The sequence below is a fragment of the Xenorhabdus sp. PR6a genome, assembly GCF_028599065.1.
GTDB classification, from domain to species: Bacteria; Pseudomonadota; Gammaproteobacteria; order Enterobacterales; family Enterobacteriaceae; genus Xenorhabdus; species Xenorhabdus doucetiae.
In genome coordinates, this window is record NZ_JAQRFJ010000036.1 from 1 (window position 1) to 19,685 (window position 19,685).

Annotated in this window: 15 protein-coding genes and 1 pseudogene; 8 read left to right on the forward strand and 8 right to left on the reverse strand. The window is 46.6% G+C overall.

Features of this window, described 5'->3' with window-relative positions; all coding sequences use genetic code 11:
* Positions 1-298, reverse strand: a 298-nt coding sequence (locus PSI15_RS11015; RefSeq protein WP_273583577.1) for a transposase, incomplete at its 3' end; no start/stop codon positions are given.
* A 47-nt stretch (positions 299-345) separates the two neighbouring features.
* Positions 346-1,098, reverse strand: coding sequence for a hypothetical protein (locus PSI15_RS11020; RefSeq protein WP_273583578.1), 753 nt, complete (start codon positions 1,096-1,098; stop codon positions 346-348).
* 175 nt (positions 1,099-1,273) lie between these two features.
* Between PSI15_RS11020 and PSI15_RS11025 the strand changes: the two are divergent.
* A pseudogene (locus PSI15_RS11025) lies at positions 1,274-1,384 on the forward strand (IS630 family transposase); the annotation flags it as partial.
* Positions 1,385-1,409: 25 nt separating this feature from the next.
* On the opposite strand, the gene btuF reads toward PSI15_RS11025, so the two are convergent.
* Both btuF and mtnN read right to left on the reverse strand, forming a co-directional pair.
* Positions 1,410-2,234 (reverse strand): vitamin B12 ABC transporter substrate-binding protein BtuF, encoded by an 825-nt coding sequence (gene btuF / locus PSI15_RS11030; RefSeq protein ID WP_273583579.1) that lies wholly within the window; start codon positions 2,232-2,234, stop codon positions 1,410-1,412.
* A gap of 26 nt (positions 2,235-2,260) precedes the next feature.
* On the reverse strand, positions 2,261-2,959 hold the full coding sequence (mtnN, locus tag PSI15_RS11035) for a 5'-methylthioadenosine/S-adenosylhomocysteine nucleosidase (RefSeq protein WP_273583580.1): 699 nt from the start codon (positions 2,957-2,959) through the stop codon (positions 2,261-2,263).
* Positions 2,960-3,094: 135 nt separating this feature from the next.
* On the opposite strand from mtnN, the gene dgt reads away from it, so the two are divergent.
* Positions 3,095-4,621: a dGTPase gene (gene dgt, locus PSI15_RS11040; protein ID WP_273583582.1), complete on the forward strand. Its 1,527-nt coding sequence runs from the start codon at positions 3,095-3,097 to the stop codon at positions 4,619-4,621.
* Here dgt and PSI15_RS11045 read toward each other — a convergent pair.
* Entirely contained in the window at positions 4,611-6,965 is a 2,355-nt protein-coding gene (locus tag PSI15_RS11045; protein ID WP_273583583.1) for an ATP-binding protein, read from the reverse strand. The two genes, dgt and PSI15_RS11045, sit on opposite strands and share 11 nt — an antisense overlap.
* Positions 6,966-7,018: 53 nt before the next feature.
* Between PSI15_RS11045 and rlmD the strand changes: the two genes are divergently transcribed.
* The 5 genes from rlmD (at position 7,019) to eno (ending at position 14,640) form a co-directional block, all read left to right on the forward strand.
* Entirely contained in the window at positions 7,019-8,356 is a 1,338-nt protein-coding gene (gene rlmD, locus PSI15_RS11050; RefSeq protein WP_273583609.1) for a 23S rRNA (uracil(1939)-C(5))-methyltransferase RlmD, read from the forward strand.
* A gap of 9 nt (positions 8,357-8,365) precedes the next feature.
* On the forward strand, positions 8,366-10,609 hold the full coding sequence (gene relA, locus PSI15_RS11055) for a GTP diphosphokinase (protein ID WP_273583584.1): 2,244 nt from the start codon (positions 8,366-8,368) through the stop codon (positions 10,607-10,609).
* A 10-nt stretch (positions 10,610-10,619) separates the two neighbouring features.
* Positions 10,620-11,426, forward strand: coding sequence for a nucleoside triphosphate pyrophosphohydrolase (gene mazG, locus PSI15_RS11060; RefSeq protein WP_273583585.1), 807 nt, complete (start codon positions 10,620-10,622; stop codon positions 11,424-11,426).
* A gap of 161 nt (positions 11,427-11,587) precedes the next feature.
* Positions 11,588-13,225: a glutamine hydrolyzing CTP synthase gene (pyrG, locus tag PSI15_RS11065; protein WP_273583586.1), complete on the forward strand. Its 1,638-nt coding sequence runs from the start codon at positions 11,588-11,590 to the stop codon at positions 13,223-13,225.
* Between the two features lie 113 nt (positions 13,226-13,338).
* Positions 13,339-14,640, forward strand: coding sequence for a phosphopyruvate hydratase (gene eno, locus PSI15_RS11070; RefSeq protein WP_273583587.1), 1,302 nt, complete (start codon positions 13,339-13,341; stop codon positions 14,638-14,640).
* 107 nt (positions 14,641-14,747) lie between these two features.
* Here eno and PSI15_RS11075 read toward each other — a convergent pair whose 3' ends face one another.
* The gene (locus tag PSI15_RS11075) at positions 14,748-15,668 is read right to left on the reverse strand and encodes a nucleotidyl transferase AbiEii/AbiGii toxin family protein (RefSeq protein WP_273583588.1); all 921 of its coding nucleotides are present in this window, start codon (positions 15,666-15,668) and stop codon (positions 14,748-14,750) included.
* On the reverse strand, positions 15,661-16,194 hold the full coding sequence (abiEi, locus tag PSI15_RS11080; protein ID WP_273583589.1) for a type IV toxin-antitoxin system AbiEi family antitoxin: 534 nt from the start codon (positions 16,192-16,194) through the stop codon (positions 15,661-15,663). The genes PSI15_RS11075 and abiEi overlap by 8 nt, the downstream gene beginning before the upstream one ends.
* 409 nt (positions 16,195-16,603) lie before the next feature.
* Here abiEi and PSI15_RS11085 point away from each other — a divergent pair, with 409 nt between their 5' ends.
* Entirely contained in the window at positions 16,604-17,989 is a 1,386-nt protein-coding gene (locus tag PSI15_RS11085; protein WP_273583590.1) for an SLC13 family permease, read from the forward strand.
* 63 nt (positions 17,990-18,052) lie between these two features.
* Here PSI15_RS11085 and PSI15_RS11090 read toward each other — a convergent pair whose 3' ends face one another.
* Positions 18,053-19,537, reverse strand: a complete 1,485-nt coding sequence (locus tag PSI15_RS11090; RefSeq protein ID WP_273583591.1) for an aldehyde dehydrogenase family protein — start codon at positions 19,535-19,537, stop codon at positions 18,053-18,055.
* Positions 19,538-19,685: the final 148 nt, after the last annotated feature.

Here is a 19,685-nt window from a genome sequence, read left to right on the forward strand (position 1 = left end):
ACGTCGGAAGGTAAAGTAAAAACAGATTATGCTCACGTAACCACTCCACTTCTCTTTTTGTCTCAATGTGATGATGGAGTGTGCGGGCATTATCCAGCACTAAAAATGTCAGGCGGTTGTCCCCTTGTTTGGCCACCTGCTCTAAAAAATCAATCACGTCATTTCGCGTGATATTGCCTGAGACGGTCTGATAAAACAGACTGTTGTCTGTGTAATTCAGTGCCCTGGGGACAGAACGTCGGCAATGAGTCAGCGGCTCAGTTTCATGAGTAGAAGCAGTCAGTGGGTTTATTAGCATGTCCGCCATTATAACAAAAATACAAATGATTTCGTTGATTTACTTACTCACATTTGTTCAATAATATTGTTCACATATTTCATGTTATCATCACTAAAATCTGGAAAATAATAAAGGAGGATCCGGATTCGTGCGGGACTATTTATTCGGAAGTACATGCTATTTATAGCAATTTCTATTTTTTCTATTGTAAATTTCGTGATACCTTCCAATTTCCCTCCGGTGTTTGGGTCAAATACAAATAAACTTTCCTTATTCCAAAAAGCAAATCCTACATGGTTCACCGATTCCCTATCTGGAGAAGACATTAACTCATTGTAATTATTATGAAACAATGATCCCATATGGATTGTTTGGGTCTTTTTATAATCCATAACACCTAATAATACTAAAGCACAACCTTCATCAGGATGCAGATTCTCCTCAAAAACATAACCGGGTAAGCAATTTCCACATGTTTTTTTCTGCAGAAAAATCATATTGATGTTAAATTGAAAATATTCTCTCGATAGTGCATTTAGTCCACGGTTATAGATTATTTCTGAATGTTTTTTTGCTATGTCAAATACTTCTCGGAGTGATGGGAATTTAAAACTTCTTTCACCTGCAAGGTAATCGCAATGATGAGGTGATGAGGAGGGAATACATTTACATGTTTCATTTATTATTTTTTTAAATAGATAGAGTGAAATGCCGCTGCAAAAACCACATCCAGTCTTAAAAGAGCAGTTATTAATTATTTTATTTTTTTCTAAGCTAGTTCTATAGTAAATTTGATGAAATGCAAAAAAATCATTCATAATCTATTTCCTTTCGACTTAATATTTTGTTAAAAATAATTTCTGATTACCATCTGACTTCGGTCAATTTAAGTCAATATTTTTTCAAAAGAGTAGATCACCTGGAGGGAACTCAGTCTGATTTTTGCGATCTGATCAATCGTCAAAAATCCTAAACCCTAATACGAATTGAGTAATGCCTATCATAGCACTCATACCTGAAAATGAATGCCAGCAAATGAAAAAACTTATCCACAAAGCCTGTGATAAGGGCTATTCCCGACGATTAACGATATTATTGATGCTAATGGCTATTCTGATTGGGAATTGGGCTAGTTTAACTGCCGGCAAAGTTGTTCTGCCGCCAAAATAATTCTTGGCCCCGCACGGCTAAACCAGTCATCGTTCAGGGCGATAATACTGACCTTCATTTGGGGTCGCCAGAAATCTGCAACCTGCTGTTTTTGCGCTTTTGTTCCACCCATGACAATCACTTCCGGTTTGCGGGTAAGTACTTGCTCACGGTTAACCTGCGGCCACGGAACCAGACTGCCAGCAAAAATATTTTTACCGCCGCAGGCGGAAACTATCTCACTTTGGAGGGTATGGCTGGAGGAAGTAAAAATCGGATTCATGCCAAACTGCAAGAACACAGGCTTAGGGTTCAGGTTGGCATAATTTTGTTTTAATTGATTGAATTTATTGCGAATACTGGCGGCTGATTCCTTCGCCATATCGGGATGTGGGCTGAAAGCCGCCAGTCGTTCCAGTTCTGTGGCAACATCGTCTACTTTCTGCACATCAGAATAAAAAATCTTGATGCCCAATGTAGCGAGTTGTTCCAGAGGTCGCTGGGGATTACCGCCACGCCATGCCAGAATCAGATCAGGTTTCAGGGCAATGATCCGTTCAACATTGATGCCTTGCCAGTCAGCAACTTGCTCTAGCTTTTTGGCAGCTTCCGGATAATCAGAGTAAGCGCTAACTGCGATAAGTTGATCACCTAGCCCCGCCGCATACGCTAGTTCGGTTGTTGAGGGCGCAAGGCTGATCACACGGGAAACTGCCGCATAAAGTGGAGCACTGAAACCACAGCAAAAGAGTGAAAATGCCAGCCAAAGGGATCGGTGGAAAATGATTTTCAACCATGATTTCATTCTTAATGCTCCACGTTAACGCAGGCTTACTGTTTACTGAGTTCAGTCAGCATGGCATTCACCATTTGTGTCGATTCGCGTGCCGCGACAACCAAAAATTCATCAAAACTGATATGGGATTTTTGATCGGCAACGTCAGAAATCGCACGCACAACCACAAAAGGTAAGTGATATTGATGGCAGACATGACCAATGGCCGCGGCTTCCATTTCAACTGCGGCAACGTTGGGGAAAGCGGCACGAATGCGTGCCAGTGGCTCTGCACCATTGATAAAGGCATCACCGCTGCAAACCAGACCACGAACAGCGTTCAGATTAAGGGAGTGGATACATTTTTCGGCCAGCGAGATCAAGGTATCGTCAGCCATAAATGAGGCAGGACATTGCGCCATTTGACCCAGTTCATAGCCAAAAGCGGTAAGATCGGCATCATGGTAGCGAACTTCTTCGGAAACCACGATATCCCCCACTTTCAGCTTAGGATCAAGGCCACCGGCTGAACCGGTGTTAATCACGATATCTGGCTGGCAATGTTCAATCAATAAGGTGGTTCCAAGTGCGGCGGCGACTTTACCAATACCGGATTTCAACAAGGCGATATCAACGCCATTTAGCTTGCCGGTGTAGATTTCACATCCGCCCCGTGACAATGTTTGCAGACCCTCAATTTGGTCACGCAGCAATGTCACTTCTTGTTCCATTGCACCTATTACACCTATTTTCATTGTGTCATACTCGCTTGTTATTGATGGATTGCAGCCTATATTAAAAGGCTGATTTAATCGAAAAGTGTACCATTGAATAGCCATTTACCGCAGATTCCAATGCTAAATAATCGTTTGATCTGGTGTGGGGGATTAATGTCTAAGATTGATTTTAAGCAGAAATTGAATTACCAACGCAAGTTCAGTAAATCTTCCATTCATCCGGATGATGAAGAGCCGGTGAATCGTCAATTTGAAAGTGATCGGGGGCGGATCATCAACTCAGCCGCCATTCGGCGCTTGCAACAGAAAACACAGGTATTTCCACTGGAACGTAACGCGGCAGTACGCAGTCGGTTGACGCATTCGCTTGAAGTGCAGCAGATCGGACGCTATATCTCGAAAACGATTATTGCGGAGTTGGCAAAGCAAGACTTATTGCGAAAATATGGGTTAAGTGATCGCTTGACGGCTTTTGAAAGTCTGGTTGAGATGGCTTGTCTGATGCACGATATTGGCAATCCTCCCTTTGGGCATTTTGGGGAAGCCGCGATTAAAGACTGGTTCTCCCGCCGATTGGACCCAGATTATTCGCCGAAAACGGAAGGTCGGCAGGATGTTTGTCAGGTTGCGGCATTGCGTCTGACGGGGGAAGAGAAGCAAGATCTATTCCGTCGGCAATTGCGTAAGGATTTATGCCAGTTTGAAGGGAATGCGCAGGCGATCCGCCTGGCGCATAATCTGCTGCGTTTGAATCTCACTTATGCCCAGATTGGCTGCATATTGAAATATACCTGCCCAGCCTATCGACTGGAAGAGAACCCTGCTGAATTCAGTTACCTGATGAAGAAAAAAGGGTATTACTGGTCGGAAGATAATTTTATCCGTGAATTGAAAAAAGAGCTGCAAATGGGCGATTTCTGCCGTTTCCCGCTGACATACATTATGGAAGCCGCCGATGATATCTCCTATTGCATTGCAGATTTAGATGATGCGGTTGAAAAGGGCATTTTTAATGTTGAGCAGTTAGTGGAATACCTGAAAAAAGAGTGGGAAGAAAACGGTGGACACCGGAAAGGGGATTTATTCGAATCGACCGTGATACAAGCCTATAAGAAAACAACGAATAACGAGGCGCGTCGTAATATCCACGAACAATTTTTCATGTATTTACGGGTATTTATCACCGGGAAATTGGTGCCTTATACTGCCAAATTGTTTATTAAACACCTTGCCGAAATCTATACGGGTACATTTAATCACGCCTTGTTAGAAGGTCATGGCAATGAACACCGTTTGTTGAAAACCTTGAAAAGTGTCACACATAAACGGGTTTTCAATCACCCCGAAGTGGAAGAGCTGGAATTACAGGGATACCGGATTATCACTGGATTGCTGGATGTCTACAGTCCCTTGCTGGCATTGTCCCGGCAGGATTTCATGGCGCTGAACCAGAATAATTTTCACAAAGAATACTTTATTGAAACTCGCCTGCTGCACAAACTTTCAAGTAAGCATCGTCTGGCCTATGGCGAAGCCGTGGGGAGTATCGTTGCCACGAATGAAGCTGAAAAAGATGTGCTCGAATTTTATTATCGGGCACGTCTTATTCAGGACTATATCAGTGGCATGACGGATCATTACGCTTATGAAGAATATCGTAAGTTTATGGTCACAAAGTAACGGACTGGGTTGCTCTGAGCACATCAGGGGCAGCTGCCATAACATGATTGATTTCGTCGATGAATTCCAGTAATTCTGGTTCCAGATCGGCTAAAGCAATCCCTTGTTGAAGTTGTTTTTCGACGAATTCGCAAATGGCTTTCAGTTTAGGAACCCCGTTATAACAGCAACTGCCGTGCAATTGGTGGACATGATGCTGAAAGTGTTTGCGGGTCGCTTCGCCGTCGGTGGTTAAGGCTTGCTCAATCATACCCTTCATATCGGGCAGAGATTGCAGCAGCATTTCCAGCATTTCCTGCGCCAATGGCACTTTTCCGGCGGTTTGCGTTAACGCCATATCCCAATCAATGGGTTGTGGTTTTTTCTGTCGGCAGTATTGATTCAGCCATGTTTTTAGGCCGTTTTCATCCAAGGGTTTGGCAAGGCAGCCGATAAACGGGGCACTCTTTGCCTCGTGGCAGGCAAAGGCTGTCACCGCCACAATAGGCGTCTCTTGATGATGGGGTAGCTGCTGGATCTGTTCAGACGTCTGGATGCCGTCCATATCCGCCATCTGGATATCCATCAAAATCAGATCCAGCGCATGTTGCTGCGCGATTTCCAATGCTTCTATGCCACTACTGCACAGCAAGGTATTTTCAACCAGTTCATGCAACAGCGTCCCGATCAATTTCAGGTTAGCGGGATTATCGTCCACCGCCATGACCGTCATAGGTAAACGTGCTGATACCGAAGAGATAGGCAGAGGTTGCGGCAAGGAGGCGAAGGGATACTCTTCTTTTTCCAGCCAGATATCAAAATAAAATACCGTTCCTTTGGCAACCTCACTCGTAAAGTCAATCTCTCCCTTCATTTCGTTGACCAGCCGCTTAGTGATGCTCAATCCAAGCCCGGTTCCCCCATAATGACGGGTAATACTGGCATCGGCCTGATTGAAGGCCTGAAACAGAATCGGACGGTATTCCGGTTTGATACCGATGCCAGTATCGGTCACGGTAAAATCGATCTGGATAAGATGGTGTTGCTGCTGGCGTAATTTGACATCCAGCGTCACACGGCCTTTATCGGTGAATTTAATCGCATTGCCAATTAGGTTCGTCAGTATTTGCTGCAAGCGGATCGGATCACCCATCATCAGATTGGGTAACTTCTCATCAATATGGTGATGCAGGGGAAGATTTTTCACACTGGCGGCCGGTGTGAGCAGCTCAATCACTTCATTGACAGTATCCCTTAACAGAAAAGGCACCTGATCCAAGACCAGTTTATTGGATTCCAGCCGGGAGAAATCCAGAATGTCATTGATAATTTTCAGCAGGTTATTGGCTGAGCGATCAATGACATACAGGTACTCCATCTGTTGAGAAGTAATCGGCGTTTTTAACATCTGGCGGGTAAAGCCAATAACTCCATTGAGCGGTGTGCGTAATTCATGGGACATATTCGCCAGAAATTCCGTTTTGATCCTGACCGCCTCCTGTGCGCGTTTTTTGGCGATAGTCAGCTCAACATTCTGAATTTCCAACTGTTCCATCGTAATTTGCAGGTCGGATGTGGCTTGATCGATATGCAGTTGCATCTCATCTTTGTATTTTGACAACGATTCTGCCACGGTATTAATACCATTCTGGAGCGCCGACAATTCGCCGGGCATAGCCCCTGTCACCCGGCTGTTCAGTTGCCCCTGACGGATGCGATCGACGGCTTTCACCATGCAGTTCAGGGGTTGGGTGACTTTACGTACCAGCACGTGGGCAAACAGGGCGGTGCCGCCCAGACATAAAATCAACAGAATGATAGAGGTAGCAATTTCCTTATATTGCTGAAGTTGAGCAGCACGTAAGTCCAAATCAATAGCAATGTAGCCAATGGATGGCGTCACGGGTAAAGTCCCGTTAGCAGCGTCCTGCCAATTATAGGAAGAAGACATTTCTGAGGTAATCGGCATCCTTAAAATGATACTGTTACCGTATTCCGTCTTGGACAACGTGGTGGGCATGGATTCGTTGGCGGTGAGCCTCAACCGATTCACATCATATTTGTCATTCGAAATATCGAATAATTTGTTATCTTTATCAAAGATCGCAATGGCTCTGACAATTTCAGAGTTCCGGTTATGCAGGTTGTTGAGCAATGAATCAACCCGCGGGTGATTGTCCAGATTAATGCCCACTTCGCTGGCGATGGATAAGGGTTCAATAATGCTGATCCCACTGCGGACGATCAGGCTCTTCAACTCATAATAGCGATATGAGATAAATGATATACTCACCAGCGTTCCGACCAGTAAAACAGGAACCAATATCAGGCTCATCATACGGGTGCGTAGGCTATATTTGGTCATAGGCGTCCATTGTGGGAAAATCAGAACTCAATTTTTCAAAGTCAGTCAGAATCATGGTGCAATTTTACTCCCCAAACCGTCGCTCCGTAAACCGAGGCATTATTTCCGTTACCGCAGATAACCTTGATGCACAAGGGCAAGGTATTGCCCGTCATCAGGGAAAAACGATCTTTATTTCAGGGTTATTGCCGGGTGAGCAGGCACAGATCCAACTGACAGAGGAAAAACGCCAGTTTGCGAAAGCCAGGATAGTGAAAAGGCTATCAGATAGCCCGCATCGTGTCGCACCTCACTGCCCACACTTTAACGTGTGTGGCGGATGCCAGCAGCAGCATGTTGCCACTGAGCTGCAAGTGAATACCAAGGCCAGTGTATTGGAACACCTGATCCAGCGGGAAACCGGGATTCGCATTAGTGCACATCCCATCATCCACAGCCCGGAATATGGCTATCGGCGCAGGGCCAGATTGGGCCTGCAATATCACGCCAAGCAACGCACATTATTGATGGGATTTCGCCAGAGCCAGACCAACGATTTGGTGAATATTAAACACTGCCCGGTGATGCGTCCTGAATTGGAACAATTATTGCAACCGTTGCACCAGTGCCTGAATCGTTTGCAGGCGGTGAAAAGACTGGGACATGTGGAGCTGGTCTTGGCGGAGAGTGGCCCATTAGTCGTGTTACGCCACCTTGATCCGCTTAAGCACGAAGATAAGCAAACCTTGCGCACTTTTTCGCTGCAACACCAGGTGGCGATTTATTTATTGGGTGATGAGAAATCCCTTGAACCATTGATGGCAGAGCAAGCCGCACCGTGGTATCAGGTGGATGGATTGAAACTGGTGTTCAGTCCACAAGATTTTATTCAGGTCAATGATGGGGTGAACCAACAAATGGTCACACAGGCGTTGGCGTGGCTGGATTTGCAACCCACGGACCGGGTACTGGATCTGTTTTGTGGCATGGGAAATTTTACCTTGCCGATAGCGGCTAAAGTTCAGGCGGTCGTTGGCGTGGAAGGGGTTGCTGAGCTGGTGGCGAGTGGGCAATATAACGCCCGGCTGAATCAACTTCATAACGTCGATTTTTTTCATGCAAATCTGGAAGCGGAGATTCACCGGCAACCTTGGGCCGCACAAGGGTTCAATAAAGTGTTGCTGGACCCCGCTCGCGCTGGCGCGGCGGGTGTTATGGCTCATATTGTAAAGTTAGCCCCCGAAAAAGTGGTTTACGTTTCCTGTAACCCCACAACACTCGCACGGGACAGCAAGGTCTTGCTGGAGGCGGGTTATCATCTTGTCAGTGTGCGGATGCTGGATATGTTTCCGCACACCGGCCATCTGGAATCTATGGCTCTGTTTTGCAGCGAGCCAATGGATATCGAGTAGGGAGAAATTATGGTTGCGGTAAGAAGTGCGCATCTCACACCGGCAGGTGAATTTGCTGTCAATAAGTGGATCGCGAGTTTAAACATTACTAACCCACAATCCAATGAAAAATTGGTTGAAACCTGGCGATATTGTCACGAAAAAGTCCAGGGTCATCCCAATGCGGAACTGTTGCTGTGGCGCGGTGTGGAAATGGTGGAGATCCTGTCCACATTGAGCATGGATAATGACAGTATGCGGGCTGCGCTGCTTTTTCCCATCCTTAATGCCAAACTACTCGATAGCGAAACTGTGACCGAAACCTTTGGCAAGGCCATCACGAACTTAGTGCATGGTGTGTTGGAAATGGATGCCATTCGCCAACTGAAAGCCACGCATACCGGCTCGACGTGTTCGACACAGGTTGATAATGTTCGCCGGATGCTGTTGGCGATGGTGGAAGATTTTCGCTGCGTGGTAATCAAGCTGGCGGAACGTATTGCCCACTTGCGGGAAGTGAAAGATGCCAGTGAAGATGAGCGGGTGCTGGCGGCCAAAGAGTGTTCCAATATCTATGCGCCGCTCGCCAATCGGCTGGGTATTGGGCAGTTAAAATGGGAACTGGAAGATTTCTGTTTCCGTTATCTGCATCCTGATGAGTATAAGAAAATTGCCAACTTGCTGCATGAGCGCCGGATTGATCGTGAACAATATATCGAGAAATTCGTGACAACAATGCGCAAGTACATGCTGAAAGAAGGGATCAGCGCTGAAATCTACGGGCGGCCGAAACATATCTACAGCATCTGGCGCAAAATGCAGAAGAAAGCCCTGTCTTTTGATGAATTATTTGACGTGCGTGCTGTGCGGATTGTGGTCGAGCGTTTGCAGGATTGCTACGCCGCACTGGGGATAGTGCATACTCACTATCGTCATTTGCCGGATGAATTCGACGATTACGTGGCTAACCCGAAACCGAATGGCTATCAATCCATCCATACCGTCGTTTTGGGGCCGAATGGAAAAACGCTGGAAATCCAGATCCGTACCCGCCAGATGCATGATGATGCCGAACTTGGTGTCGCGGCGCATTGGAAATACAAAGAAGGCACGGCGATTGGTGGTGGTAAATCCGGCAGTTATGAAAGCCGCATTGCCTGGTTGCGGAAATTGATCGCATGGCAGGAGGAGATGTCAGACAGCGGCGAAATGCTGGATGAAGTGCGCAGTCAGGTGTTTGATGACCGCGTTTATGTCTTTACGCCAAAAGGGGATGTCATTGATTTGCCGATTGGCTCCACCCCGCTGGATTTTGCCTATCACATTCACAGTGATGTCGGCCATCGCTGCATTGGGGCAAAAATCGGCGGACGCATTGTCCCGTTCAGTTATCAGCTCCAGATGGGTGATCAGATTGAAATTATTACCCAGAAACACCCGAATCCCAGCCGTGACTGGTTGAATCCTAACCTTGGCTATGTGACGACCAGCCGTGGACGCGCGAAAATCCACAACTGGTTCCGCAAGCAAGATCGGGACAAAAATATCATTGCCGGCCGTCAGATGCTGGACAATGAATTGACGCATTTGGGGATCACGGTCAAAGAAGCCGAGAAAGCGCTGATCGCCCGTTATAACGTCCATACGTTGGAAGAAGTGCTGGCCGGCATTGGCGTCGGTGATATCCGCATCCACCAGTTAGTGAATTTCCTGCAAGGCAAGTTCAACAAAACGACGGCAGAAGAAGAAGATCGCGAAGCGCTTCGCAATCTGGAGAGCAAGACCTATACACCGCGCAATACCAGCAAAGATAATGGCCGGGTGGTCGTCGAAGGGGTCGGTAACTTAATGCACCACCTTGCCCGTTGCTGCCAGCCCATCCCCGGTGATGAGATTATTGGGTTTATCACCCGCGGGCGCGGGATCTCCATCCACAGTGCGGATTGTGATCAGTTGGCGGAACTCGAAGCCAGCTCACCGGAACGGATCGTCGATGCCGTCTGGGGAGAGAGTTATTCCAGCGGCTATTCACTGGTGGTACGGGTTCTCGCCAATGATCGCAGTGGCTTATTGCGTGACATCACGACGATCCTCGCCAATGAAAAAGTCAATGTGTTGGGCGTCAGCAGCCGCAGTGACGTTAAGCAACAGCTTGCGACCATTGATATGAACATTGAGATTTATAACTTGCAGGTGCTTGGGCGGGTATTGGCGAAGCTCAATCAGTTGTCTGATGTCATTGAAGCCAGACGCCTGCACGGTAATTCACGGTAACTCAGCAAACATGGATAAAATGAAACCTGTCTCGATTGAACGACTTAAGGGGATTATGGCGCAGTTGCGCCATCCCCAGAACGGCTGTCCTTGGGACAAAGTACAAACCTGTGCGACGATAGCCCCTTATACGCTGGAAGAAACCTATGAAGTGCTCGATGCGATTGAACGCAATGATGCGAATGCCCTGAAAGAAGAATTGGGGGATCTGCTGTTTCATATCGTGTTTTATGCCCAGATGGCTCAAGAGCAACAACAGTTTGATTTCGATGATATTTGTGAGGCCGTGTGTGACAAGCTGGAACGCCGCCATCCTCATATTTTCAATCAACAAGCCGGTATCAACAGTGAAGAGGCGCTAGGCAGTTGGGAACAACGCAAGACGGCAGAAAGGGCGGAGAAAAACCAGCATTCGGTGCTGGATGATATCCCGGTTAGCCTGCCGGCATTGATGAAAGCCTATAAAATCCAGAAACGCTGCGCTTCGGTCGGCTTTGACTGGGATACCCTTGGCCCTGTGCTGGACAAAGTCTATGAAGAAATTGATGAAGTGATGGACGAAGCGAAACAGGCGGTAGTTGATCAAGGCCGGCTGGAAGAAGAGCTGGGAGATTTGCTGTTTTCGGTGGTCAATCTATCCCGCCATTTGGGGCATAAACCGGAAATAGCGTTGCAAAAAGCTTGTCAGAAATTCGAAAACCGTTTTCGTCACGTCGAAAGATTGATCACTGACAAAGGCTTGTCACTGGAAACGGCGACATTGGATGAGATGGAAGAAATGTGGCAGCGGGTGAAAAAATTTAATTCCAATAACTAATTGAATTTAAGGTGAAAATTGAATGATTATTTCGCAGTGTGGCGGATTATGAGGCACTTTACCCTGCTTAGATGATTTGTAGCGAAATTAAGGTTAGGGTATACTGCTTTCCCGTCCTGTTATATTCATCATCCTTTTAAACCTAAACTTTCAGGTTCAGCATGAAAACTAATTATATTTTTGTGACCGGCGGGGTCGTATCCTCTCTGGGTAAAGGCATTGCCGCAGCCTCTTTGGCGGCTATACTCGAAGCCCGTGGACTCAATGTCACCATTATGAAACTGGATCCGTATATCAACGTCGATCCAGGCACAATGAGCCCAACCCAACACGGGGAAGTTTTCGTTACCGAAGACGGCGCTGAAACTGATCTCGATTTAGGTCATTACGAACGTTTCATCCGAACCAAAATGACACGCCGCAATAACTTCACAACAGGCCGTGTCTATTCTGAAGTGCTGCGCAAAGAGCGTCGTGGCGATTATTTGGGTGCCACGATCCAGGTTATTCCTCATATCACCAATGAAATCAAAGACCGCATCATCCGTGGTGCAGAAGGTCATGATGTTGTCTTGGTGGAAATCGGCGGGACTGTCGGTGATATCGAATCTCTGCCATTCCTCGAAGCCATTCGTCAGATGGCGGTGGAAGTCGGCCGTGAAAACACGCTGTTTATGCACCTGACGCTGGTGCCTTATATGGCCGCAGCGGGTGAAGTGAAAACCAAGCCGACTCAGCACTCCGTGAAAGAATTACTCTCCATTGGTATTCAGCCAGACGTGTTGATCTGCCGTTCAGATCGCACCATTCCTGCCAATGAGCGTGCAAAAATTGCGCTTTTCTGTAACGTACCAGAGAAAGCGGTTATCTCTTTAAAAGATGTTGATTCCATTTATAAAATCCCTGCCCTCTTGAAATCTCAGGGCTTAGATGATTATATTTGTAAACGATTCAGCCTCGAATGCCCGGAAGCTGATCTGTCCGAATGGGAACAGGTTATTTATGAAGAAGCTAATCCATCGGGTGAAGTGACCATTGGGATGGTGGGCAAATACGTTGAATTGCCAGATGCTTATAAGTCAGTGATTGAAGCCCTGAAACATGGCGGGTTGAAAAATCGCCTGACGGTCAATATCAAACTGATCGATTCACAGGATGTTGAAACGCGTGGTGTTGACGTATTGAAAGGTCTGGATGCGATTCTGGTGCCGGGTGGTTTTGGTGGCCGTGGTATCGAAGGCAAGATTATGACAGCACGTTATGCCCGTGAGAACAATGTCCCATACTTGGGTATTTGTCTGGGCATGCAGGTGGCTCTGATTGAATTTTCTCGCAATGTTGCGGGCATGGCAGAAGCTAACTCCACGGAGTTCGAGCCTGAATGTCAGTTACCGGTTGTTGGTCTGATCACCGAATGGCGTGATGAGAACGGCAACTTAGAAGTACGTAGCGAAGAGAGCGATCTCGGCGGAACGATGCGCGTTGGTGGTCAAGTATGCCATCTGACTGAAGACAGTTTGGTACGTAAACTCTATGGCCAGCAAGACATCGTTGAACGTCATCGCCACCGTTATGAAGTGAATAATTTACTGTTGAAACGCATTGAAGATGCCGGCTTGCGTGTTGCTGGCCGTTCAATCGACAACAGACTGGTGGAAATCATCGAGAACCCAGCGCACCCGTGGTTCGTGGCGTGTCAGTTCCACCCAGAATTCACTTCAACGCCTCGCGATGGTCATCCGTTATTTGCTGGCTTTGTCGAAGCCGCAAGCAAATATCAGAAAGGCGAATTGAAATAAGATATGGGGCAATGGATTGATATTAAACGAATTATTTTGAGATACTTTTAAAGTAATCACTTTTAGTTTCAATCGGTTGCCCGGAATTTAACTTGTGACTTGAGGAAAACCAAATGTCCAAAATCGTTAAAGTGCTTGGCCGTGAAATCATCGACTCCCGTGGTAACCCAACGGTAGAAGCAGAAGTTCACTTGGAAGGGGGCTTTGTGGGTCTGGCTGCTGCGCCATCAGGTGCCTCAACCGGTTCTCGCGAAGCGCTGGAACTGCGTGATGGCGATAAGTCTCGCTTCATGGGTAAAGGTGTACTGAAAGCCATTGCTGCGGTCAACGGCCCAATTGCACAGGCTCTGCTTGGTCAGGATGCGAAAGATCAGGCTAACATCGACAAAGTCATGATCGAGCTGGATGGTACTGAAAACAAATCTAACTTCGGTGCTAACGCGATTTTGGCGGTTTCTCTCGCCAACGCCAAAGCAGCGGCCGCAGCGAAAGGTATGCCGCTATATGAGCACATCGCTGAACTGAACGGAACGCCGGGTAAATACTCCATGCCCCTGCCAATGATGAACATCATCAACGGTGGTGAACATGCGGACAACAACGTGGATATCCAAGAATTCATGATCCAGCCGATTGGTGCAAGCACGCTGAAAGAAGCGGTACGCATGGGTTCCGAAGTCTTCCATAATCTGGCAAAAGTGCTGAAAGCCAAAGGCATGAACACCGCGGTGGGTGATGAAGGCGGCTATGCGCCAAACCTGGAATCCAACGCAGCAGCGCTGGCAGCCATCAAAGAAGCCGTTGAGCAAGCGGGTTACGTACTGGGTAAAGACATTACTCTGGCGATGGATTGCGCTGCGTCTGAATTCTATAACGAAGAAACGGGCAACTATGAACTGAAAGGCGAAGGCAAGACGTTCACTTCTCAGGAATTTACCCACTATTTGGAAGCATTGACCAAAGAGTATCCCATTGTTTCCATCGAAGATGGCCTGAACGAATCTGATTGGGAAGGTTTTGCTTACCAGACTAAAGTCTTGGGTGACAAAATCCAGTTGGTGGGTGACGATCTGTTCGTAACTAACACCAAGATCCTGAAAGAAGGTATCGAAAAAGGTATCGCAAACTCCATCCTGATCAAATTCAACCAGATTGGTTCTTTGACTGAGACGCTGGCTGCCATCAAGATGGCAAAAGATGCCGGTTACACTGCGGTTATTTCTCACCGCTCTGGTGAAACGGAAGATGCAACGATTGCTGATCTGGCTGTCGGTACTGCGGCGGGTCAAATCAAAACCGGTTCTATGAGCCGTTCTGACCGTGTTGCTAAATACAACCAGTTGATCCGTATTGAAGAAGCACTGGGTAACCGCGCGCCTTTCAACGGCCTGAAAGAAGTGAAAGGTCAGGCATAATTGCCGATTTTTTCTTCTAAAGAATAAGCTTATTTATGTTTTGGCGAAGGGGAATAGTCTCTTTCGCCTTTTTAATAAATGCCAGACTCAGTTTGAGATAGTACATGTTACATTTTGAAAGGAACGACGTTGATCACGGGTGAGTACAACGCTTTTTGCACTGTAGTGAGTAATTCTTTCAGGGTGATCTCTAGGTAGCGCATGAAGTCTGCTTGCCCGATAGTCCTGTTGTAAACGGGAGCAGGAATAAACCGTTTCATTTCTTCCTGAAAGGTACCTGAAGCGATAAGGTTTTCAATCGAGTCTAAGCGTGCCTGAAGCAGTTCGCCAAAATCAGTTAAATAATAATCCGATAGCTTGCGCTTGATCAGGTCGGTGTCGGGGTCAACTCCCTGTTGTTTCAGCCAGACCAAATCCCACATGTCGCGATAACGAATATATTTCGTTGTCGCAGGGAATGAAACCAGTTTATCCGCCATGATTTCGGTTAATTCTTCTACCAACACGATAGTGTCAGAGTAGCCATCAGGTAACACAGGGTAATTGCGCTTTAATGGGCGCGGATTCTTTGTATAGGCCGGGATGTTAGCGATCTCAATTTTGATGCGTTGCTTTGGCAAGTCCTTACGCTCTGGGGCGGTTGTGACAGAAATTTGCCATTTATCGATTCTCACATCGGTATACTCTGGCTCCTTTCTGAGCTCATTAGGTTCCTTTACGGTGACTTCAAGACCGTAACGTGCGCCCAAATAGCTTTCGACGCTCTCTTTAATTCTATTCAGATCTGCTGAACAAAAGTCACGGCCACCTGCAAAGTCCAAATCTTCACTGAATCGGTTGGAATCATAGCAGAGCCTTAAAGATGTGCCTCCCTGAAAGGTGAGTTTTCTCAGCAAACCCTCTTTAGCCAGACAATACAAAATGTCATAGTGCAACAGCTCTTTTTCAACGACAGGCCTGATGTTGGCAAACCCGTCCTGCGTAACGATTTCATCGACAAGAATATTAAAATCGGTTTTATCAGGCATGCTCCAATTCCTCCCTTTGAATCAGGTGGGTGTTTCTGCCCACTCGCTTTAAATCACGAAGGGCCGTTTCTTTTCTTGCGATACGCATTGGCCCACGGTTTTCCAACGTTCCTTTCAGGATTTCACTCGGTTTCTTATTGGTGTGCGTGATCTCAATGACACCCCACGGTGTTTCAAATTCCCCTGACCTGCCGGTAGACATAATCGTAAGTCTGTCGGTAGGGATCTGGGAGATAATCCCGTATTGGGACAATGCTGATTCCAGACTGATGTAGCTGTATTCGCCACGTCGAATATTGATTGCGATGCTCTCCAGTGGATAAGCGCCCAAGCTCGCGCGTGCATTTGTATAAACCCCCTTGGTGATACGCACCAGCAACTCGGCCTTGATAAGACGATCAATGGACTTTTTCAATGTTCGTGGTGCTTCATCAGCAAAGATGACCGCCAAATCTTGCAAGAGGAAGATGTTTTTTCCCATCTTGCTGAATTTGTCTAATGTTTTAATTGCAGTGATCTTATCCATTCCACTATCTCCACATTAAAACCCCTATTAAGAGTGTTTTGTGTATAGATAATTATTATGCAATTATATCCGCCCATAACAGAAAGTAAACTAAAGGGAATAGTCTCTTTCGCCTTTTTAATAAAAGAAAATGTTATTTTTCATCGTTATTCTTCATCCTGTTGCAGGATAAAAATGTGATATAACAACAGAAATTCAGTTCTTTTTTTGCACAAAAATTCAGTAATCAGATAAATCCCGCGTAGCAGATCCCAAAATCACACAACTCGTATTTTATTATTTGATAAGACTCCTTATTATTTCGCAGGTTATTTCACAGGTAATGTAATTCTTTAACATTTATGGCAATGAATCATCATTTATGCTTTTTATGTTACAGAGTCAGGTCTTATTGTTTTATGGAGTCTTCATGGACGCTTCTGAATCTTTAACCCCGGCGATTGGGTCTACCCCCTCAAATAAAAGAGGCTTAATTATCCTTGCGCTGGATATCATCTTGCTTGTGGTATTGCTTAAGTTTTTACCTTACGGGGAAAAAGCCAATGCAGGCTTGGCATTAATGGCATTTGTTGGCGTGTTATGGTTAACCGAAGCCATTCATGTCACCATTACTGCGCTGTGTATTCCTATTCTGGCCGTTGGCATGGGATTGCTGAATACCGGTGACGCACTAAAATCCTTTGCAAACCCGATAATCTTTTTGTTCTTCGGTGGCTTTGCCTTGGCAACCGCCTTACATATCCAAGGCCTGGATAGATTAATCGCTAACCGTTTGCTAATGCTCGCCCGCGGGCGTTTATCTGTGGCGATCTTACTGATATTTGGCGTTACTGCCCTGCTGTCTATGTGGATCAGCAATACGGCAACGGCGGCAATGATGTTACCACTGGTGCTCGGTATTCTGGCGAATCTGGATGTCCGCTCTGAACGTAATACCTTTGTCTTTGTGCTGCTCGGCGTCGCCTATAGCGCCAGCATCGGCGGTCTGGGAACCTTGGTGGGAAGTCCACCCAATGCCATTGCTGCCGCACAATTGGGGATGGATTTCTTTACGTGGATGAAATACGGCGTGCCAATGGTCATTGTTCTCATGCCGGTCATGGTTGGGATGATGTATCTCATGCTGCGTCCAAACCTGAATCACAAATTTGATTTGGAATTGGAGTACCTGGAATGGAATGGTAAGCGGATGATTACCATGGGCATTTTTCTGCTAACCGTCGTGTGCTGGATTTTCAGTTCATTCATCAGTGACGCACTGGGTGGCGTTAAAGATCTGGATACGATTATTGCCGTGAGCGCAGCTATCCTGATTGGCATCACCGGTGTATCAACATGGTCACAGATTCAGAACAACACGGAATGGGGCGTATTGATGCTCTTCGGTGGTGGCCTGACATTGAGTGCTGTTCTGAAAAATTCGGGTGCCAGTGAAGTGATGGCGAATGGCATGGCAGCGACTTTCGGCACCAGCCCTTGGTTTGTGATCATCATTGCGATTGCGGCGTTTATTATTTTCCTGACCGAATTCACCAGTAACACGGCGAGCGCAGCGCTGCTTGTGCCGATTTTTGCCACGGTTGCAGAAGCGCTGGGAATGCCGGTCATGGTTTTGACTATGATCATTGGTATTGGTGCGTCCTGTGCCTTTATGTTACCTGTCGCAACGCCACCTAATGCGATTGTTTATGGCACCGGCTACATCAAACAAAGTGAAATGGTCAGAGTCGGCATAGTACTGAACGTGGTATGTATTGCCATTATTTCTGCGATTGCGTGGTTCTTCTGGTTGTAATTTCTCTTGGCTTCTTTATCGCCACCCTTGCAGGTGGCGATTCCCTTGTCGGTCGCGAACGTGTTAGCTATCTTTGGTACTGATATAAATGTTTTTCACCTCCGTGTAAGCATCCAGCATCATCTTGTGGGTTTCACGTCCAAGCCCGGATTTCTTATAGCCACCGAAAGGCGCATGGGCGGGTAATTCGTGATAGGTATTAATCCACATACGTCCTGTTTTTATTGCCTTAGCGATGCGCAGGGCACGGTTAATATCCTGCGTCCAGACGGCGCCTGCCAGACCATATTCGGAATCATTGGCCATTTCGATGACCTCTTCTTCGTGGCTGAATGGAATGACACAGAGTACCGGCCCGAAAATTTCTTCCTGTGCAACCCGCATGTTATTAGTGACATTGGTCAGGATCGTTGGCTGGATAAAGAAGCCCTCATCAAGTCCGGCTTCTGTCAGGCGGTTTCCGCCGGTCAGAATGCTTGCCCCTTCCTGTTTTGCCAGATCAATGTAACCTAAAATGGTATTCATTTGCTCTTCACTGACTTGGCTGCCCATTTCTGTTTCTGCCAGCATCGGATCACCTACTTTGATGGATTCAAAGACGCTTTTCAGTGAGCGCAGGAATTCATCGTGAATATCTTTATGCAGGAACAGGCGGGCACCGGATTCACAGGCTTGCCCTTGATTCAATAAAATGGCATTGGCGGCATATTTGACAGCCTTTTGCATATTGGCATCAGGGAAGATGATATTGGCGGATTTTCCCCCCAATTCCAGCGTTGCAGGAATGAGCCTCTTCGCCGCCGCGGCGGCAACGTTGTAACCGACTTCGGTTGATCCGGTAAAGGCGACCTTGTTAATGCCGTCGTGGTCGAGGATCGCTTGACCGACCACAGAACCCCGCCCCGTGACAATATTGACAACGCCTGCCGGCAGGACCTGATTTATGATACGCCCCAATTCAAGCAGTGTGATTGGGGTGAGGCTGGCAGGATTAATCACAATCGTATTACCGGCAGCCAGGGCGGGTGCGAGTTTCCAGGCCGCCATCAATAGCGGGAAATTCCAGGGAATAATTTGCCCGACCACGCCGATGGGTTCCCTGATAACTAAGCTCAAGGTGTCATTATCGATAACATCCGTGGTATCAGAATGAGCACGGATAACCCCGGCAAAATAGCGGAAATGATCAACCGAAAAAGGAATGTCGAAATGACGACAGAGAGCTTGGGTTTTACCGCCATCCAATGTTTCAAGGACGATAAAGCGTTCAGCTTCTGCTTCCAGCAGGTCGGCAATTTTCAGTAATAGAGATTGTCTTTCCGCAGCGGATGTTTTACTCCATGCCGGCAGGGCCTTTTGGGCAGCTTTGACAGCAAGTTCAACATCTTCAGCATTTCCTGCCGCATATTCTGTCAGTAATTCACCGGTTGCGGGGTTATAGCTTTTCAGTGTATTTTTCGAAACACTATCAACCCACTCACCATTAATCAGCATCTTATAAGAGGTATAGGGCAATAATTCTTTTTCAATATCATGTAGCTTTTTCATTATATTCTCCGGGTACTTTGGTTTTTTAGTATGCTAGGACAGATATGCCTAATTTATTATTAGACTAATTCTTAATTTTTACCAAAATTCAACTTAAATATAAAAGATCTACATCAATAAATATAAATATTAATGGTTAATTAAACGA